19 protein-coding genes and 1 tRNA gene are annotated in these 16,551 nt (G+C 63.3%); 14 read left to right on the top strand and 6 right to left on the bottom strand.

The window, feature by feature from the left end:
• Both flgH and ACTTAG_RS18145 read left to right on the top strand, forming a co-directional pair.
• Complete coding sequence (gene flgH, locus ACTTAG_RS18150) at positions 1-726, top strand: flagellar basal body L-ring protein FlgH (protein WP_444463581.1); 726 nt, start codon at positions 1-3, stop codon at positions 724-726.
• 7 nt (positions 727-733) lie between these two features.
• On the top strand, positions 734-1,276 hold the full coding sequence (locus tag ACTTAG_RS18145; RefSeq protein WP_444463580.1) for a flagellar basal body-associated FliL family protein: 543 nt from the start codon (positions 734-736) through the stop codon (positions 1,274-1,276).
• A gap of 145 nt (positions 1,277-1,421) precedes the next feature.
• On the opposite strand, the gene ACTTAG_RS18140 is transcribed toward ACTTAG_RS18145, so the two are convergent.
• Positions 1,422-1,646: a hypothetical protein gene (locus tag ACTTAG_RS18140; RefSeq protein WP_444463579.1), complete on the bottom strand. Its 225-nt coding sequence runs from the start codon at positions 1,644-1,646 to the stop codon at positions 1,422-1,424.
• A gap of 532 nt (positions 1,647-2,178) precedes the next feature.
• Between ACTTAG_RS18140 and ACTTAG_RS18135 the strand changes: the two genes are divergently transcribed.
• A complete protein-coding gene (locus ACTTAG_RS18135) occupies positions 2,179-2,775 on the top strand; it encodes an Arc family DNA-binding protein (RefSeq protein ID WP_444463578.1) in 597 nt (198 codons plus the stop codon).
• Between the two features lies 1 nt (position 2,776).
• Here ACTTAG_RS18135 and tnpC read toward each other — a convergent pair whose 3' ends face one another.
• From tnpC to tnpA (ACTTAG_RS18120), 3 genes are all read right to left on the bottom strand, one after another.
• Complete coding sequence (gene tnpC, locus ACTTAG_RS18130) at positions 2,777-4,297, bottom strand: IS66 family transposase (protein ID WP_444465282.1); 1,521 nt, start codon at positions 4,295-4,297, stop codon at positions 2,777-2,779.
• A gap of 123 nt (positions 4,298-4,420) precedes the next feature.
• Complete coding sequence (gene tnpB, locus ACTTAG_RS18125; RefSeq protein ID WP_444463577.1) at positions 4,421-4,774, bottom strand: IS66 family insertion sequence element accessory protein TnpB; 354 nt, start codon at positions 4,772-4,774, stop codon at positions 4,421-4,423.
• On the bottom strand, positions 4,771-5,184 hold the full coding sequence (gene tnpA / locus ACTTAG_RS18120) for an IS66-like element accessory protein TnpA (RefSeq protein WP_444463576.1): 414 nt from the start codon (positions 5,182-5,184) through the stop codon (positions 4,771-4,773). Before tnpA (ACTTAG_RS18120) ends, tnpB (ACTTAG_RS18125) begins: the two co-directional genes overlap by 4 nt.
• A gap of 166 nt (positions 5,185-5,350) precedes the next feature.
• On the opposite strand from tnpA (ACTTAG_RS18120), the gene tnpA (ACTTAG_RS18115) reads away from it, so the two are divergent.
• From tnpA (ACTTAG_RS18115) to ACTTAG_RS18105, 3 genes are all read left to right on the top strand, one after another.
• Entirely contained in the window at positions 5,351-5,701 is a 351-nt protein-coding gene (gene tnpA / locus ACTTAG_RS18115; protein WP_444463575.1) for an IS66-like element accessory protein TnpA, read from the top strand.
• Entirely contained in the window at positions 5,698-6,051 is a 354-nt protein-coding gene (tnpB, locus tag ACTTAG_RS18110; protein WP_444463574.1) for an IS66 family insertion sequence element accessory protein TnpB, read from the top strand. Before tnpA (ACTTAG_RS18115) ends, tnpB (ACTTAG_RS18110) begins: the two co-directional genes overlap by 4 nt.
• A gap of 69 nt (positions 6,052-6,120) precedes the next feature.
• Complete coding sequence (locus tag ACTTAG_RS18105) at positions 6,121-6,468, top strand: hypothetical protein (RefSeq protein ID WP_444463573.1); 348 nt, start codon at positions 6,121-6,123, stop codon at positions 6,466-6,468.
• Between the two features lie 206 nt (positions 6,469-6,674).
• On the opposite strand, the gene ACTTAG_RS18100 is transcribed toward ACTTAG_RS18105, so the two are convergent.
• A tRNA-Arg gene (locus ACTTAG_RS18100) sits at positions 6,675-6,751 on the bottom strand.
• Positions 6,752-7,006: 255 nt separating this feature from the next.
• On the opposite strand from ACTTAG_RS18100, the gene ACTTAG_RS18095 reads away from it, so the two are divergent.
• A complete protein-coding gene (locus tag ACTTAG_RS18095) occupies positions 7,007-8,038 on the top strand; it encodes a LacI family DNA-binding transcriptional regulator (protein ID WP_444463572.1) in 1,032 nt (343 codons plus the stop codon).
• A gap of 23 nt (positions 8,039-8,061) precedes the next feature.
• On the opposite strand, the gene ACTTAG_RS18090 is transcribed toward ACTTAG_RS18095, so the two are convergent.
• A complete protein-coding gene (locus ACTTAG_RS18090; RefSeq protein ID WP_444463571.1) occupies positions 8,062-8,883 on the bottom strand; it encodes an ABC transporter permease in 822 nt (273 codons plus the stop codon).
• 125 nt (positions 8,884-9,008) lie between these two features.
• Between ACTTAG_RS18090 and cysQ the strand changes: the two genes are divergently transcribed.
• From cysQ to ACTTAG_RS18055, 7 genes are all read left to right on the top strand, one after another.
• A complete protein-coding gene (cysQ, locus tag ACTTAG_RS18085; protein WP_444463570.1) occupies positions 9,009-9,803 on the top strand; it encodes a 3'(2'),5'-bisphosphate nucleotidase CysQ in 795 nt (264 codons plus the stop codon).
• The gene (locus tag ACTTAG_RS18080; RefSeq protein WP_444463569.1) at positions 9,803-10,603 is read left to right on the top strand and encodes a 3-deoxy-manno-octulosonate cytidylyltransferase; all 801 of its coding nucleotides are present in this window, start codon (positions 9,803-9,805) and stop codon (positions 10,601-10,603) included. Before cysQ ends, ACTTAG_RS18080 begins: the two co-directional genes overlap by 1 nt.
• Positions 10,604-10,770: 167 nt before the next feature.
• Positions 10,771-11,664, top strand: a complete 894-nt coding sequence (gene galU, locus ACTTAG_RS18075) for a UTP--glucose-1-phosphate uridylyltransferase GalU (protein ID WP_444463568.1) — start codon at positions 10,771-10,773, stop codon at positions 11,662-11,664.
• 41 nt (positions 11,665-11,705) lie between these two features.
• A complete protein-coding gene (gene galE, locus ACTTAG_RS18070) occupies positions 11,706-12,653 on the top strand; it encodes a UDP-glucose 4-epimerase GalE (protein ID WP_444465281.1) in 948 nt (315 codons plus the stop codon).
• 18 nt (positions 12,654-12,671) lie between these two features.
• Positions 12,672-13,694 (top strand): glycosyltransferase family 2 protein, encoded by a 1,023-nt coding sequence (locus ACTTAG_RS18065; RefSeq protein WP_444463567.1) that lies wholly within the window; start codon positions 12,672-12,674, stop codon positions 13,692-13,694.
• A gap of 146 nt (positions 13,695-13,840) precedes the next feature.
• Entirely contained in the window at positions 13,841-14,851 is a 1,011-nt protein-coding gene (locus tag ACTTAG_RS18060) for a glycosyltransferase family 2 protein (protein ID WP_444463566.1), read from the top strand.
• Positions 14,852-14,861: 10 nt separating this feature from the next.
• The gene (locus ACTTAG_RS18055; protein ID WP_444463565.1) at positions 14,862-16,550 is read left to right on the top strand and encodes a DUF5927 domain-containing protein; all 1,689 of its coding nucleotides are present in this window, start codon (positions 14,862-14,864) and stop codon (positions 16,548-16,550) included.
• Position 16,551: the final 1 nt, after the last annotated feature.

The raw sequence follows: 16,551 nt of genomic DNA, 5'->3' as shown, positions 1-16,551 counted from the left end.
ATGCGTCCCATTTTCCTTGTTCTTCTGGTCCTTTCGCTGACGGCCTGCGGTCGGCTCGAACAGGTCGGCAAGGCGCCCGAGTTCAAGACCGTCGAAGGCAGCGACGAATTCTTCGCGATGAGCAGCCCGCCGCTGCCGCAAGACCTCGTGCCGCAAACCGAGGCGCAGCAGGCCTCGCTCTGGTCGGGCAATCGCGGCTCGCTGCTGGGCGACCGGCGCGCGGCGACGCGGGGCGACATCCTGACCGTGGTGATCGAGATCGACGACAAGGCGGAGATTTCGAACAGTTCCGACCGCTCGCGCGCAAGTTCGGACACGATGGGGATTCCGTCGCTGTTCGGCATTCCGCAGCGGCTTGACGCGCAGCTTCCCGAAGGGGCGAGCATGGCCGAAGCCTATGAGACCGGCTCCAGCTCCTCCTACAAGGGCGACGGCTCGGTGGCGCGCAAGGAAAAGCTGACGCTGCGGGTGGCGGCCACGGTGCTTGACCGGCTGCCGAACGGGGTGCTGCGGATCCAGGGCAGCCAGGAGGTGCGGGTGAATTTCGAGGTCCGCGAACTGATCGTGACCGGTTTCGTGCGCCCCGAGGATGTCAGCCGCCAAAACGAGATCACCTACGACAAGATCGCCGGCGCGCGCATTTCCTATGGCGGCCGCGGCCAGATTTCCGACGTCCAGCAGCCGCGCTATGGCCAGCAGGTCGCCGATATCCTGCTTCCGTTCTGAGGGTGTCATGCTGAAGTTCATTCTTCCCGTTGTGCTTGCGTTGATCGGGCTCGCCGGAGGCGGGGCGGCGGGGTATTTCCTGCGCCCGCCGCCGCCCCCGCCCGAGGAGGTCGCCGCCGAAGCCGGGGCCGAGGGCGAAAAGCCCGCCGCGGCCGCGCCTGCAAAGGCCCCCGCCGCCCATGCCGCCGAGGGCGACCATGCCGAGGGCGAAGAGGCCGCGCCGACCATCGAATATGTCAAACTGAACAACCAGTTCGTGATCCCCGTGATCAAGAAGGGGGCGGTGGCCTCGCTGGTGGTGCTGTCGCTCAGCCTCGAGGTGACGGTGGGCAGCACCGAAAAGGTCTATGCCGTCGAGCCGAAGCTGCGCGATGTCTTGCTGCAGGTTCTCTTCGACCATGCCAATGCGGGCGGGTTCGAGGGGTCGTTCACCGACACCGCCAACATGACCGACCTGCGCCGCGCCCTGACCGAGGCGTCGCAATCGGTGCTTGGGGATCTGGTGCTGAACGTGCTGATCCCCGACATCGCGCGCCAGGATTCGCGCTGAACGGGGCTGCCGTGCCTGAAATCTACAAGCCTTGCCCCGCAGACGGAGCCAGGCTTGTAGATGTCAAGCGTCATGCCGCCGCTGCGGCGCCCTCATTCGAGGTGCAGCAGAATCCTTCGGAGCCGTTCGTCAATCTGCTGCACCTTCAGATGGGTTCGCCCGCCGTCTGCGCCCGCGCATCGAGCTGCGCCAGATCGTCCGAGAGCCGGGCAAACCGCCGCGTCAGATGCGGGCCGCGCCCCATCGTGCGGGCCAGGATGATCCCCGGCGCCGAGAGCGTTTCCTGCGCCGTGGCGGAAAGATCCGCGGCCCGGGCCTGCCGCTGCCACATCAGCGCCTCGCGCGCCTTGGCGACGCGGTGGCTGATCAAGACCGTGCCCGGCCCGGACGGACTGAACCGCCCCGGGTTTACCGGAGGGTGATTTTTTCATCTTTCGGGCGACCATATCGAGCTTGTTCATGTTTGCATAGAACGCCTCCTCTGCTTCTGCGGGCTGGTGAGGTAGACATGACATTCCCCCTCTTTCAGAAGAAACGCACCGGTAGCGTCTGGTGCCCGGAAAGTCAGGCCCGACGCTGTTCCAAGTCAACCGCGCTCCTGGCGATCAGGATAGCGGACTTACAGGCGATGGTTTCGTGCAACTCTCCAAGATTTTTACGGACCGCCCGCTTGGCCAGTGCGACAATAGCCATCGATATGAGGCCATGCGGTCGCAAGCCCATCAGCTTTCTTTTGAGCCTATTTTTGGCTGCTCATATACGATCAACCTGTCAGCACGTGCGGCGTTGGTGATCTTCGGTCGAGGCCGCGGTAGGTCGTCCAGAGGCAACGAACGACTGGATGGGCAATCCGGCGAGTTTGTTGCCCGACTTGGGGCTTATGAAGCCCGCGAAGACTCTTCGTGTTAGGCGGCTTGATCGTTTTGGAACTTGGCGGCCCGGATCGCCTGGAGAACTTCGGAGTTCTGGGAGCGCCCATTGCGCTTGGCCTGTTCCTTGACCCACTCCTTCAGATCTCGCGGAAGGCGCAACTGCATCAATTGTTGATCTGTCATCGACTGTCCCCGTACTGGCAACTTGCCATAGATCAAGGATGGCAAGTTGCCAGTATTGTGTCAACCAGAATCTGCTGGCATTTTGCCACTATGGGTGATGCGCCTTCTCAATCGATGGAAAAGTTTATCGTTCGCCTTCCCGAAGGGATGCGCGATCAGATCAAAGCTGCTGCCGATGCCAACAAACGCAGTATGAATGCCGAAATCATTCATGCAATTGAATGTCATCTTGAGGACACAAGGCGGCGAGCAACTATCGAGGGCATCAAGGCGTCAATGAAGGGGCCGACAGGACGGTATTTCACCGCCCAAGACATTATCGACAAGATCCTCACTGTCGTTGAGGAATTCCAGTCGTCGACAGTCTCTCCCGATCTCGGGGACAAGAGCTCAAGTCCGCTCATAGACGGAAGGCTCGGCAATGAAGGCGGCGACACAGAGTGAGCTACCCCCCGAAAATCGGACAGTGACGGAAGCTACGATCTGAAGTCTGCTGATCTCCAAGAGCAAGGAGAACAGAGCTGTCGAAACGCAGGAACCATGACGCAGCCTTCAAAGCACGCGTGAGGTAAGCAAAGGGTTCGATGCCGTTGATCTTGCAGGTCTCGATCAGCGATGCGATGCGGCCCCATGCGATACCGCCTTCGTCGTGGCCTGCGAAGAGTGCATTCTTGCGATTGAGGGTGATCGGTCGAACGAGGTTTTCGACCCTGTTGCTGTCGATCTCGACGCGGCCATCGGTCAGGAAGGTTTGCAGCCCGTCCCAGTGATTGTGGATATAAGCGAGCTTTTCGCCTAGGCGGGATTTTGCGGAGATCTTGCGCCGCTCCGCCTGCAGCCAATCGCCGAAGGCTGCCACCAGCGGAGCAGTGCGGGCCTGACGGGCCGAGAGGCGCTGCCCTGGTGAAGTGGCACGGATTTCGGCTTCAATGGCATAGAATTCGGCGATGCGACGAAGACCTTCGGCGGCGATTTCGGATCCGTCGCGGTCGAAGACCTCCTTGAGTTTGCGCCGGGCATGCGCCCAGCAATGGGCCACCCGAACGGGCTTTCCGCCTTTGCGCGACGGTTTGGTCAGCCAATTGTAGCCCGGATAGCCGTCGATTTGCAGAATGCCATCGAAGCCGGTGAGGAACGCTTCGGCATTCTCGCCCGCGCGGCCGGGGGCGTAGAAGTAGACCACGCCGGGCGGATCTTCGCCGCCCCAAGGCCGATCATCCCGGGCGAGCGCCCAGAGATACCCGGTTTTTGTCGCCCCGCGCCCCGGGTCCAGCACCGGGGCGGTGGTTTCATCCATGAACAGCTTGCTTGACCGTTTCAGATGTTCAGCCAGCCTATCCACCACCGGCTTGAGGTGGAACGCGGCCTTGCCGACCCAATCGGCCAGAACCGCGCGGTGCAGATCAAGGCCTGCCCGCGCCAGGATCCGGCTCTGGCGATACAAGGGAAGATGATCGGCATATTTGCTGACCAGCACATGGGCGAGGGTCGCTTCGGTCGGCAGGCCCCCCGTGATCAGATGGCTCGGGGCCGGCGCCTGGCGCACCCCATCGGTGCAGGTCCGGCAGGCATATTTCGGGCGCACGGTGACGATGACGCGCAACTGCGCCGGCACGATGTCCAGCCGTTCCGAGCGGTCCTCGCCGATCTTGTGCATGACCCCGCAGCCGCAGGGGCAGATCAGGCTGTCGGGCTCGATGACCTCTTCGATGCGCGGCAGTCCGGCGGGCAGATTGCCGAGGGTGCGCTTTGGTGCGGGCTTGGCCGCCTCGTTGCCCGTCTTGGCGGCGCGCGTCTCTTTCTCCGCCTCGACCTCGGCCAAGGCGATGGACAGGTCCTCAAACGCCAGTTGCCGCTCATCTTCGGACAGCTTTTCCGAGCGCTTGCCATGCAGGGCGTGGTTCAGCTCGGCAATCAGATGCTCTTGGCGCCTGGTGATATCCTTGAGCGCGGCAACCTCATCCATCAACGCCAAGACCGCTGCACGTTGTGCGGCGGGGATGGCGGAAAGATCAAGGGCGGGGGGTGTCTGCATAGGACAAAGCTACCACAAAAACCCCATAAAAACACGCAAAACCAAGCGGTTGATTCACTCCGCCGCAGTCGGCGGGCGGCTCTCCAGCGCCTTGACCTTGCGCCAGTCCAGACCGGAAAACAGCGCTTCGAACTGCGCATGGTTCAGTGCCATCACCCCGTCCTTGATGGCGGGCCAGATGAAGGTCGCAGTCTCGAGCCGCTTGTAAGCCATCACCAGACCCGTGCCATCCCAGTAGAGCAGCTTCAGCCGATCCGCCCGCCGCGACCGGAACACAAAGACCGTGCCGGTGAAGGGATCCTTGCGCAGAACCGACGACACCAGAGCCGCCAGTCCATCATGGCCCTTCCGGAAGTCGATGGATTGCGTCGAGACCAGAACCCGCACCCGATTGGAAGGAAACATCATGGCCGCGATCCGATCGCCTGCACGATCTCGGCAATCCGCGCGGCCGACGTGGCACTGTCCAACCGGATCGTGACCGTCCCCGCCACGATCTCGATACTGACAGCGGGCGCGGAGGCCACGACAGCCGAGCTGCCCGCCGGATCCGCCGCCCCACGCTCCGCCTCCGAAAGCATCAGCGGTGCAAAGCAAAAAGCCTCTTCCTCCACTGCGGGCAACACCAACCTGCCATCCCGCGCCCGGCCGCGCCATTCCGACAGATGGTTCGCCCGAAGCCCATAGCGCGCCGCAACCGCGTTCACCGTCACCCCGGGCTTCAGGGTCTCGGCAACGATCTGCGCCTTGACCTCGTCAGGCCACCGCTTCTGCCCATTGGCCCGGATCTCCACCCCGTAATCCCTAAGAAACTCCATCGTAGTCGCCATCGCGAAACTCCCGCACCCATCTCCGTCAGGCGCGAAATCTCAGGTCCGATGAACACAGGGAAGGTGGGAGCCAGCCGCCGCTTACGATAGCGACATACAAACTTACGTAAGTTCTCACAGTGATGATCCTGGATACGCCGGGCGTATCGACATCGTGACGGGGCCGACCGGTCGCCGTCGCTGGCCCGAGCATGTGAAGGCGGCAATGGTGCTCGAGACGTTTCGGGACGGGGTGACGGTGGCCGACGTGGCCCGGCGTCATGGGGTTTCGGCGCCGCAATTGCATGCCTGGCGTCGGGCCGCGCGCGAGGGGCCTTTGCCGATGCCGGAGGATGATGCCCTCGGGCTCGTGCCGATCATGGTGAGCGGGGGCGCCGTGCCGGGCGATCAACCCGGGACCAGCCTGCAGTTGGAGATCGTCGGGGTGCGGATCCTCGTGCCGACCGGCTTCGACGCGGCGCATCTTGGGCGGGTGGTTGCGGCGCTGCGGGAGACATCGTCGTGATCCTGCCGGGCGGGGTCACCCGCGCCTATCTGGCGACGCGGCCGGTGGACTTCCGCAAAGGTCACGCGGGGCTCGCGCTGGTCGTGCAGAACGTGCTCGGCCACGATCCCTACAATGGCGCGGTGTATCTGTTCCGCTCGAAGCGCGGCGATCAGCTGAAGTGCCTGGTCTGGGACCAGACCGGTCTGATCCTGATCTACAAGAAGCTCGAGGGCGGTGCCTTTGCCTGGCCGAAGCCGGCGGATGGGGTCATTAGGCTGTCCCCGGCGCAATTCGCCGCTCTGTTCGAGGGCGTCGATTGGCGGGCTGTCCGGGCCGAGCGCAGGCAGAGGCCGCGGCTGGCAGGGTGAGCCGCGACAGGGTGACTCGGGCCGTGTTTTATGGCGTCCTTGCGGGGTGTTGTGGGGTAGTCTCGGGCCATGGCATCACGCAGCACCAGCACGGCCCGGGTGGCAGATCTTGAACGGCGTCTGGCCGAGGCCGAAGCCGCGCGGGCTGCCGCCGAGACCGCGCGGATCGAGGCGGAAACACGTCTTGCCGCAGTCGAGGAGGCGCGCGCGCGGCTGGAACGCCTGCTCTCGCAGATGCGCCGCGATGCTTTCGGCGCGAAGTCCGAGAAGGGCGATGGGATTGCCCCAGCGGTTTCCACCGCAGTCACGTCGGGTCCGATCGAGATCGCCCTTTCGAATGGGCGGCGGGTGATCGTGCCGCCGGATGTCGATGCCGGGGTGCTGACGCGGTTCGTGCAGATCCTGGAGCGGGCATGATCGCGTTGCCCACTGCGCACGCGACCGGTACTCTTCCGTCTTGAAGTTTCCTGCTTCGAAATTCACCTCGGCCGTGCCCGCCAGCGCGCCGGGGTTTTCGTTTTTTTGAACACAAAAACTGAGCGATTCCTGGCAAAACTGTGGCGCACCACAGATATGCGTGTTTTTCAGGTCGCTTGCGTCATCGCGTAATGCGTTGAAATTGTTGGCGACCCCGAGAGGATTTGAACCTCCAACCTGCCCCTTAGGAGGGGGCTGCTCTATCCAGTTGAGCCACGGGGTCACACAGGCTTTTTGCGGGCATCGGCGCGAAAACGCAAGCCACCTTGCGCGATGGGAAAGGGGGAGCGTATTGGCCCACCGCTCCCCCCTTCGCTTTCCCGGCCGCAGGCATTGATCCTTGCCACCGGGTCGGCACATATGCCGCTCTGACCTTGGCGAAACGGCATAGTTAGCGGTAACATACGGATGCGCTTCGACTTGCACAAGCGAAATGTTTGACGCTATCTGGTAGCGTTCCCATCGGAAAGGACCTGCCTTGGCCCGTTCGCCCAACGATTCCCGCCGTCCCCTGACCCTGCGCGACGTTTCCGAGGCCTCGGGGGTGTCCGAAATGACGGTCAGCCGCGTGTTGCGCAATCGCGGCGACGTGTCGGAGGCGACCCGCGAAAAGGTTCTCGAAGCCGCAAGGATGCTGGGCTATGTGCCCAACAAGATCGCAGGCGCCTTGGCCTCGCAGCGGGTCAATCTGGTCGGTGTGATCATCCCGTCGCTGTCGAACCTGGTCTTTCCCGAGGTGCTCTCGGGCATCTCGACCGAACTTGAGGATACCGGGCTGCAGCCCGTCGTGGGTGTCACCGACTATTCCCCGGAAAAGGAGGAAACCGTCCTTTACGAGATGCTGTCCTGGCGGCCTTCGGGGGTGATCATCGCGGGGCTGGAACATACGGCGACGGCGCGGGCGATGCTGCAGAATGCGGGCGTGCCGGTGGTCGAGATCATGGATGTCGATGGCGAGGGCGTCGATTCCGTGGTGGGCATCTCGCATCGCCGCGCCGGGCTGCAGATGGCGCAGGCGATCGTGGCCGCGGGCTATCGCAAGATCGGCTTTCTGGGCACGAAGATGCCCGAGGATCATCGCGCCCGCAAACGGCTGGAAGGGTTCAGCGAGGGGCTCGCGCTGGCCGGGATCGTGCTGCACGATACCGAATTCTATTCCGGCGGCTCGGCGCTTTTGAAGGGCCGCGAGATGACCGAGGCGATGCTGGCGCGCAGCCCCGAGATAGATTTCCTGTATTATTCGAATGACATGATCGGGGCAGGCGGGCTGCTTTACTGCCTGGAAAAGGGGTTCGACGTGCCGGGCAAGCTGGGTCTGGCCGGGTTCAATGGCGTCGAGCTGCTGGATGGTCTGCCGCGGCGGCTGGCCACGATGGACGCCTGTCGGCGCGAGATCGGGCGCAAGGCCGCCGAGATCATCGCGCGGCAGTCGGGCAGTGCCGCTGCCGGAAGCGAGGTCGTCGAGCTGCAACCGGTGATCCAGTATGGGGACACGATCCGAAAGCCGTGACGGGCCGCAAGACGTGACGGGGCTCAGTGCTTGGCGGCCCAGCTGGCCGAGGCATATTGCCTGGTGTAGAATTCCCCCATCAGCCCGATCGCCAGCAGCACCAGCGCGACGTTCAGCGCATATTCCCAATTCGAGAAATGCGGGTTGTAGTTGATGAAGGTGTAGCCGCGTGCCTGGTCGATGATGTGAAACAGCGGGTTCCAGCTGAACAGCATCAGCATCTTGTGCGGCAGCAGGTTGGCGAGGAACATCTTGCCCGAGGCGATCATGTTCACCCGGCCATAGATCTGCTGGATCATGCCCACCAACGGCGGGTTCCAGGGCTTGGCGGCCAGAAAGACCGTTCCCAGCGCGACGCCGGAAAACCAGCCCAGCATCACCATGCCCATCGCCCCGGCCCAATCATAGATCTCGATCGGGGTGATGGCGGCGTGATAAAGATACAGCACCGCCAGCATCGACAGCATCTGCGTGTAAAGCGACCCCAGCGCCGCCGCCGAAATCGCGATCGCCGTGGTCATCGGCCCGTGTTTCATCATCGCCGAGGATGCGCCTTCGGAGCCGAAGACGGCCGACATCGCCTTGGTATAGGTCATGTACAGGAAGATGCCCGACATGATGTAAAGCAGGAAATCCCCGCGCACGGCGCTGCCGCGCATGTTGAGCAGGGTGAACATGAAGTAGAAGGTGACCACCAGCAGAATGGTCTGGAACATGTTCTGCAACAGGCCGAGGATGGCATTGCCCTGCGACTTGCGGATCGAGCGCACCGTGGCATGATAGATCAGCTCCAGCAGGCTGAAGGTTGATCCGAGGGTGCTGGTGTTGCGTTCTGCTTTGAACATGGCTCCGCCGTGCAGGCCTATGGGGCCTTTTAACCCGGAAAACTTGCCGTTCCCTTGACGGCACATCATAAAGATACCGACATCGCATGGCAATCTGGCCGAATTGCGGCCGACAGGAGAGAATGATGGACTTTGACCGTCTTGTGAGCGTGATGCGCCGTCTGGCGCTGGAGGCGGGCGACCGGATCATGCAGATCTATGATTCCCCCGATTTCGCGGTGAAGACCAAATCCGATGCCTCGCCGGTGACCGAGGCCGACGAGGCCGCCGATGCGCTGATTTCCGAAGGTCTGGCCGAGGCCTTTCCGCAGCTGGCCCTGGTGACCGAGGAACAGGCGGCCAGCCACACCCAAAGCGTCAAGACCTTCCTGATCGTCGATCCGCTGGACGGCACCAAGGAATTCGTGCAGCGCCGCGGCGATTTCACCGTGAACATCGCCTATGTCGAAAACGGCGTGCCGCTGCGCGGGGTGGTTTATGCGCCCGCCAAGGGGCGGCTGTTCTACACGCTGGCCGATGGCCGCTCGGTCGAGGAGCTGGGCGCTTTCGACAAGGAAACCCCGGGCGAACAGAAGCCGATCACGGTTTCGGTGCCCGACAACCGCGCGCTGATGGTGGTGGCGTCGAAATCGCACCGCGATCAGGCGACCGATGATTATATCGCCCGCTATGCCGTGGCCGACATGACCTCGGCGGGCTCGTCGCTGAAATTCTGTCTGGTGGCGACGGGCGAGGCCGATCTTTACCCGCGTCTGGGCCGGACGATGGAATGGGATACCGCGGCGGGCGATGCCGTTCTGCGCGGCGCGGGCGGCGAGATGGTGCGGTTCGACGATCACAGCCCCTTCACCTATGGCAAGGAAGGCTTCGCCAACCCGTTCTTCATCGCCTATGCCCCCGGCGTGATGCTGGTGAAATGATGTCGGTTCTGGTCGTCATCCCCGCCCGCTACGCCTCGACCCGTTATCCGGGCAAGCCGCTGGTCACGTTGACGGGCGCCTTCGGCACGGCCAGAACGCTGATCCGGCGCAGCTGGGACGCCGCCTTGGCCGTGCAGGGCGTGGCCCGGGTGGTGGTGGCGACCGACGACGAGCGCATCCGTCAGGAGGCCGAGGTGTTCGGCGCCGAGGTGGTGATGACCTCGCCCGCCTGCGCCAATGGCACCGAACGGGTGGCCGAGGCCGTTGCCACTTTGGGCGGCGGCTATGACATCGTGGTGAACCTGCAGGGCGATGCGCCGCTGACCCCCGCCTGGTTCATCGAGGAACTGGTGGCGGGGCTGATCGCCAACCCCTGGGCCGAACTGGCCACCCCGGTCCTGCGCTGCGAAGGCGCGATGCTGGCCAGCCTGATCGAGGATCGCCGCAACGACCGCGTCGGCGGCACCACCGCGGTCTTCGGTGCGGGCAACCGCGGGATCTATTTCTCCAAGGAGGTGATCCCCTTCACCGGCAAAGCCTATGGCGCCGAAGACCCGACCCCGGTCTTTCATCACGTCGGCGTCTATGCCTATCGCCCCGAGACGCTGGCGGCCTATCCCGGCTGGCCGGTCGGTCCGCTGGAAACGCTCGAAGGGCTTGAACAGCTGCGGTTTTTGGAAAACGGCCGCGCGGTTCTGTGCGTCGAGGTCGAATCGCGCGGGCGGCAGTTCTGGGAGCTGAACAACCCTTCGGACGTGCCGAAGATCGAGGCGATGATGGCCGCGATGGGGCAGGACTGATACATTCATCGCGCCGCCGTGAGAGTTGTTTCTGCAACGGCAAAAAACCGCCTGCTTTTTCCGGCGGGTGGTTAACTTCTGTACAGGCGAAGCTTGAGCAGGTCTTCAAAAGGGTGGATTATGCGCCCAACTGAGACGCGAGCAGCCCACACACACAAAGGTGCATTATGAAACGCAAGGTCACGAAAGCGATTTTTCCCGTCGCTGGCCTCGGTACACGCTTTCTTCCGGCCACCAAGTCGATCCCGAAAGAGATCCTGACGCTGGTTGACCGCCCGCTCATTCAATATGCGATCGACGAGGCCCGCGCGGCGGGGATCAAGGAATTCATCTTCGTCACCTCGCGGGGGAAATCGGCGCTGGAGGATTACTTCGACGACGCGCCGGAACTGGAAAGCTCGCTGCGCAAGAAGGGCAAGACCGATCTGCTGGAGGCGCTGAAGGCCACGAACATGGATTCGGGCGCCATCGCCTATGTGCGGCAGAACCGGCCGATGGGTCTGGGCCATGCCGTCTGGTGTGCCCGCCGTCTGGTCGGCAACGAGCCCTTTGCCGTTATTCTGACCGACGACGTCATCGCCGCCGAAAAGCCCTGTTTGCAGCAGATGATGGAAGCCTATAACGAGACCGGCGGCAACGTCGTCGCGGCCATGGAAGTGCCGCATGAGAAAACCTCGTCCTATGGTGTTCTGGACATCGCCGAGGACATGGGCGCGCTCGTCAAGGTCAAGGGCATGGTCGAAAAGCCCAAGCCCGAGGTGGCGCCCTCGAACCTTGCGGTGATCGGCCGCTACATCCTGACGCCGCGGGTGATGCAGAACCTGAACAAGAAGAAAGAGGGCGCGGGGGGCGAAATCCAGCTGACCGACGCCATCGCCGAGGAGATCGAGGCCGGGCAACCGGTCTATGGCTTCCGCTTCCGTGGCCAGCGCTATGATTGCGGTTCGAAAGCCGGGTTCCTGCAGGCGACGGTGGCCTTTGGTCTGGCGCGCGAGGATCTGCGCGACGAATTCGGCGACTTCCTTGGCGATGTCATGGCGATGCGGACGGCGGCGCAGTAACCGATGGCGCAGCATGTTCTGGTGACGGGGGGGCCGGGTATATCGGCTCCCACGCCTGCAAGGCGCTGGCAAGGGCGGGTTATGTTCCGGTGACCTATGACAGCCTCGTCACCGGCTGGCGCGATGCGGTGAAGTTCGGCCCGCTTGAAGAGGGCGATCTTTCCGACCGGGCGCGGCTGGATGCGGTCTTTGCGCGCTGGCAGCCGGTGGCGGTGATGCATTTCGCCGCCCTCAGCCTGGTCGGCGAATCGATGAAGAACCCGGGCCTTTACTGGCGCCACAACGTGCTGTCGTCCTTGACCCTGATCGAGGCGGCCTGCGCCGCGGGCTGCCTTGATTTCGTGTTCTCCTCCACCTGCGCCACCTATGGCGATCAGGACGGGGTGGTGCTGGACGAGACCACCACGCAAGCGCCGATCAACGCCTATGGCGGCTCGAAACAGGCGATCGAGATGATCCTGCGCGATTTCGGGGCCAGCCACGGGCTGCGCTCGGTGATCTTCCGCTATTTCAACGTCGCGGGCGCCGACCCCGAGGGCGAAGTGGGCGAATTCCACCGTCCCGAAACGCATCTGGTGCCGCTGATGCTGGATGCGATCGACGGCAAGCGCCCGGCGCTGACGGTTTACGGCTCGGATTATCCGACCAAGGATGGCACCTGCATTCGCGATTACGTCCATGTCTCCGATCTGGTCGATGCCCATGTGCTGGGGCTGCAATGGCTGCAGGCGGGCAAGGGGTCGGAGGTGTTCTGTCTGGGCTCCGGCACCGGCTTTTCCGTGCGCGAGGTGATCGCGCAATCGAAAGCCGTGACCAACCGCGAGGTGCCGATCCTCGAGGGCGAGCGTCGTCCGGGTGATGCCGCGGTGCTGGTCTCGGGCTCGACCAAGGCGATCCGCGATCTGGGCTGGGCGCCCAAACGCAGCGATCTGACGACGATGATCGCCGATGCATGGCGCTGGCATCAAAGCGGACATTATGAAAGATAACCCCCGAATGGGGGGAAAATGGCGCTTTGGTCAAAGCTGTGGCAGGCCTATCGCGGACGGCTGAGACGCCGCTATCTGCTGGCGCGTGCCCTGCGCCGCCGCCGCCGTCTGACCGCGCTGCAGGACCGCACGGGGGCGATCCGGCGCGGGGATGTCCTGCTTTTCGCCGCGATGCGGAACGAGGGGCAGCGGCTGCCGCATTTCCTCGATCACTACCGCCGTTTGGGTGTCGATCATTTCCTGATCGTGGACAATAACAGCACCGACGGCAGCCCCGATCTGCTGGCGGCCCAGCCCGATGTGTCGCTGTGGCAGACCGGCTCCAGCTATCGGCTGCATCGCTTCGGGCTGGATTGGCTGACCTGGCTGATGTTTCGCCACGGCCATGACCACTGGTGCCTGACCGTCGATGCCGATGAATTGCTGATCTATCCGCATCATGACACCCGCCCGCTTGCGGCGCTGACCGACTGGCTGGACCGGTCCGGGCAGCGGGTCTTTCCGGCGATGATGCTGGAACTTTACCCAAAGGGACCGTTGCAGGCGCAAAGCTATCTTCCGGGTGATGATCCCTTGCGGATCCTGCAGTGGTTCGATGCGGGCAATTACACGATCACCCGGCAAGAGCGCACGAAAGCCCTTTGGATTCAAGGCGGTCCGCGGGCGCGGATGTTCTTTGCCGACCGCCCCCGCCATGCGCCGACCTTGTCGAAGATCCCGCTTGTGCGCTGGAACCGGCGTTGGGTCTATCTCAATTCCACCCATGCGATCCTGCCGCCCCGTCTGAACGAGGTCTATGACCAGACCGGCGGCGAGGCGATTTCCGGGCTGCTTCTGCACACGAAATTCCTGCCCGAAGTGGTGCGCAAGGCCGCCGAGGAAAAAGACCGGCGCGAACATTTCGGCCGCCCCGAGGTGTTCGACAGCTATTACGACAGCCTGATGGCCTCGCCCGATTTTTGGACCCCGCGGTCGACGCGGCTGGAAAGCTGGCGCCAGCTGGAGGCGCTGGGCCTGATGTCGCGCGGCGGCTGGCTTTAGGGCGGATCGTATCTGCAGAGGAACCAAAGGTTTACCTGCTCTGCGGTTCCGCCTATGCTCTTGCGCGCGACCGGGCGGGAATTAACCCTGCCGCAAGCGGGATGCGCTAGAAGGGGCCGGAAGGCACGGCACGGGGCGAGGGCAGTTTGGCACTGAGACAGGCGATCAGGCTTCGGCGGGAGCGGCGTCAGCGCCAATGGCGCGCATTCCGCAAGCGTCGTCAACTGAAACCCGTGGCCGACCGCACCGCGAAGATCGCCCCCCGCGATGTCATCGTGTTCTGCACCCTGCGCAACGAACGCGTCCGGTTGCCGTATTTCCTGCGCTATTACCGCGACATGCGGGTGGGCCATTTCATCTTTGTCGACAATGACAGCGATGACGGCTCGCGCGAGTATCTGGCGGCGCAGCCCGATTGTTCGGTCTGGACGACGAAGGCGTCTTACAAGGCCGCCGCTTTCGGCATCGACTGGCTCAATCACCTGTTGCGCAAATATGGCACCGGCCATTGGACGCTGACCGTCGATCCGGACGAATTCTTCGTCTATCCGTTTTGCGACACCCGGCCGATCGACGCGCTGACCGACTGGCTGGACACCTATCACATCCGCAGCTTCCCGGCGATGCTGCTTGACATGTATCCCAAGGGGCCGATCGACGCCGTCCCCTATTGCGAGGGGCAGAACCCGTTCGAGATCGCCTGCTGGTTCGATGCCGGCAACTACATGATCTCGCGCAATCGCAAGATGCAGAATCTGTGGATTCAGGGCGGGCCGCGGGCGCGGGTGTTCTTTGCCGATGATCCGCTCTCGGCGCCCTCGCTGAACAAGATCCCGCTGGTGAAATGGCAGCGCGGCTATGTCTTTGCCTCCTCCACCCACATGATCCTGCCGCGCGGGCTGAACATGGTCTATGACGAATGGGGGGGCGAAAAGGCCTCGGGCTGCCTTTTGCACGCCAAATTTCTGTCACCGCTGACCGCCAAGGTGGCCGAGGAAATGCAGCGCCGCGAACATTATGCGGGGTCGCGCGAATACGAGGCCTATAGTGCCCGGCTGGGCGCCGAGCCGGATCTGTGGACCAAGTGGTCGGAAAAATATATCAACTGGCGCCAGCTGGAAATTCTGGGGCTGATGTCGAAGGGCAACTGGGCATGAGGGCGGGGCGGTGACGGTCGGCTTCATCATGATGTGTCACACGGCGCTGGACCGCGCGGCGCAGGTGGCGCGCTATTGGGCGAGCCACGGGGCGCCGGTGGTGATCCATGTCGATGCCCGCGTGCCCGCGCCTGACTATGACGGTCTTGGCCGGGCGCTGGCCGATCTGGACAGCGTCTCGTTTTGCAAGCGCTTCAAATGCGAATGGGGCACCTGGTCGCTGGTGCAGGCGGCGCAGGCCGGGGCGACGCAGATGCTGGCCCGCCACCCCGAGGTCGGGCATGTGTTTCTGGCTTCGGGCGCCTGTCTGCCGCTGCGGCCGCTGCATGAGCTGACCGCCTATCTGGCCGCGCGCCCGACGACGGATTTCATCGAAAGCGTCACCACCGCCGAGGTTGGCTGGACGGTGGGCGGCATCGACATGGAACGCTTCACCCTGCGCTTCCCGTTTTCCTGGAAGAAGCAGCGCCGCCTGTTCGATGCCTATGTTGATTTTCAGCGCCGCATCGGTTTCAAGCGCAAGATCCCCGGCGGCATCATCCCGCATCTGGGCAGCCAATGGTGGTGCCTGTCGCGCGCGACGCTGGCGGCGATCCTGCAAGACCCCGACCGGGCGCAGCATGACCGCTATTTCAAGCGCGTCTGGATCCCCGACGAAAGCTATTTCCAGTCGCTGGCCCGGCTTTATGCGACCAATATCGAAAGCCGCTCGCTGACGCTGTCGAAATTCGACTATCAGGGCAAGCCGCATATCTTCTACGACGATCACCTGCAGCTTCTGCGGCGGTCGGATTGCTTCGTGGCGCGCAAGATCTGGCCGAAGGCGGAAAAGCTTTACGCCACCTTCCTGTCCGACCGGCCCGCCGAAAGCCTGGCCGAGCCGAACCCGTCCAAGATCGACCGGCTGTTTTCCAAGGCGGTCGAGCGGCGCACGCGCGGGCGGCCCGGGCTTTACATGCAAAGCCGCTTCCCGCGGCAGGACCACGAGAACGGCAAGACCTCGGCGCAATATTCGATCTTTCAGGGGTTTTCGGACCTGTTCGAGAATTTCGAGGGCTGGCTGGCGAAATATGTCGGCGCCCGGGTGCATGGCCATCTGTTCGGGCCCGAGCGCGTGGCTTTCGCCGGGGGCGAACGGATGTTCAACGGCTGTCTGAGCGACAGCGCGGCGCTGCGTGACTACAACCCGAAAATGTTTCTGACCAATCTGATCTGGAACGGCCGCGGCGAGCGGCAGTGTTTCATGTTCAGCCCGCGTGACACGCAGGACATCAACTGGTTCACCGCGACCGATCCGAATGCGCAGATCTCGATCATCTCGGGCGCCTGGGCGGTGCCGCTGTTTCATTCGCGGATGGATTTCGCCGAAATCCGGCGCGAGGCGGCGCGGCTGCAGCAGATCGAGATCGAGCAGCTGAACATCCTGCGCTCGATGTATGTGAAGGCGCGGGTGCGGATCTGGACGATGGCGGAATTCATCGAAAACCCGATGGAGCCGCTGCAGACGATCATCGACGAGATCAGCCCGCGCGCGACGCGACGGCTGACCGAAGCGCCGCAGATGATCGAGCTGACCGGCTTTGGTCAATTCCTGCAGAACCTGAAGAATCAGGGCATGCAGCCGCGGCTGATGGGCGATTTTCCGGTGGCCGGGGAAGCCGTGCCGCCGCCGCGCCGCCGCCCCTATCTGGTGAAATGAG

The organism is Rhodobacter capsulatus (genome assembly GCF_052363185.1).
Lineage (GTDB): Bacteria > Pseudomonadota > Alphaproteobacteria > Rhodobacterales > Rhodobacteraceae > Rhodobacter > Rhodobacter capsulatus_E.
Note: the sequence above shows the minus strand (reverse complement) of the source record. Positions and strands in the feature narration are given on the sequence as shown.

Excerpts from the sequence above, each read along its gene's own strand:
- ACTTAG_RS18080 (WP_444463569.1), top strand. The coding sequence starts at position 9,803 with ATGTCGGTTCTGGTCGTCATCCCCGCCCGCTACGCCTCGACCCGTTAT.
- tnpB (WP_444463577.1), bottom strand. The coding sequence starts at position 4,774 with ATGATGTTTCCTTCCAATCGGGTGCGGGTTCTGGTCTCGACGCAATCC.
- cysQ (WP_444463570.1), top strand. The coding sequence starts at position 9,009 with ATGGACTTTGACCGTCTTGTGAGCGTGATGCGCCGTCTGGCGCTGGAG.
- ACTTAG_RS18065 (WP_444463567.1), top strand. The coding sequence starts at position 12,672 with ATGGCGCTTTGGTCAAAGCTGTGGCAGGCCTATCGCGGACGGCTGAGA.
- ACTTAG_RS18105 (WP_444463573.1), top strand. The coding sequence starts at position 6,121 with ATGGCATCACGCAGCACCAGCACGGCCCGGGTGGCAGATCTTGAACGG.
- galU (WP_444463568.1), top strand. The coding sequence starts at position 10,771 with ATGAAACGCAAGGTCACGAAAGCGATTTTTCCCGTCGCTGGCCTCGGT.
- tnpA (WP_444463576.1), bottom strand. The coding sequence starts at position 5,184 with ATGGAGTTTCTTAGGGATTACGGGGTGGAGATCCGGGCCAATGGGCAG.
- ACTTAG_RS18145 (WP_444463580.1), top strand. The coding sequence starts at position 734 with ATGCTGAAGTTCATTCTTCCCGTTGTGCTTGCGTTGATCGGGCTCGCC.
- ACTTAG_RS18090 (WP_444463571.1), bottom strand. The coding sequence starts at position 8,883 with ATGTTCAAAGCAGAACGCAACACCAGCACCCTCGGATCAACCTTCAGC.
- tnpC (WP_444465282.1), bottom strand. The coding sequence starts at position 4,297 with ATGGATGAGGTTGCCGCGCTCAAGGATATCACCAGGCGCCAAGAGCAT.
- flgH (WP_444463581.1), top strand. The coding sequence starts at position 1 with ATGCGTCCCATTTTCCTTGTTCTTCTGGTCCTTTCGCTGACGGCCTGC.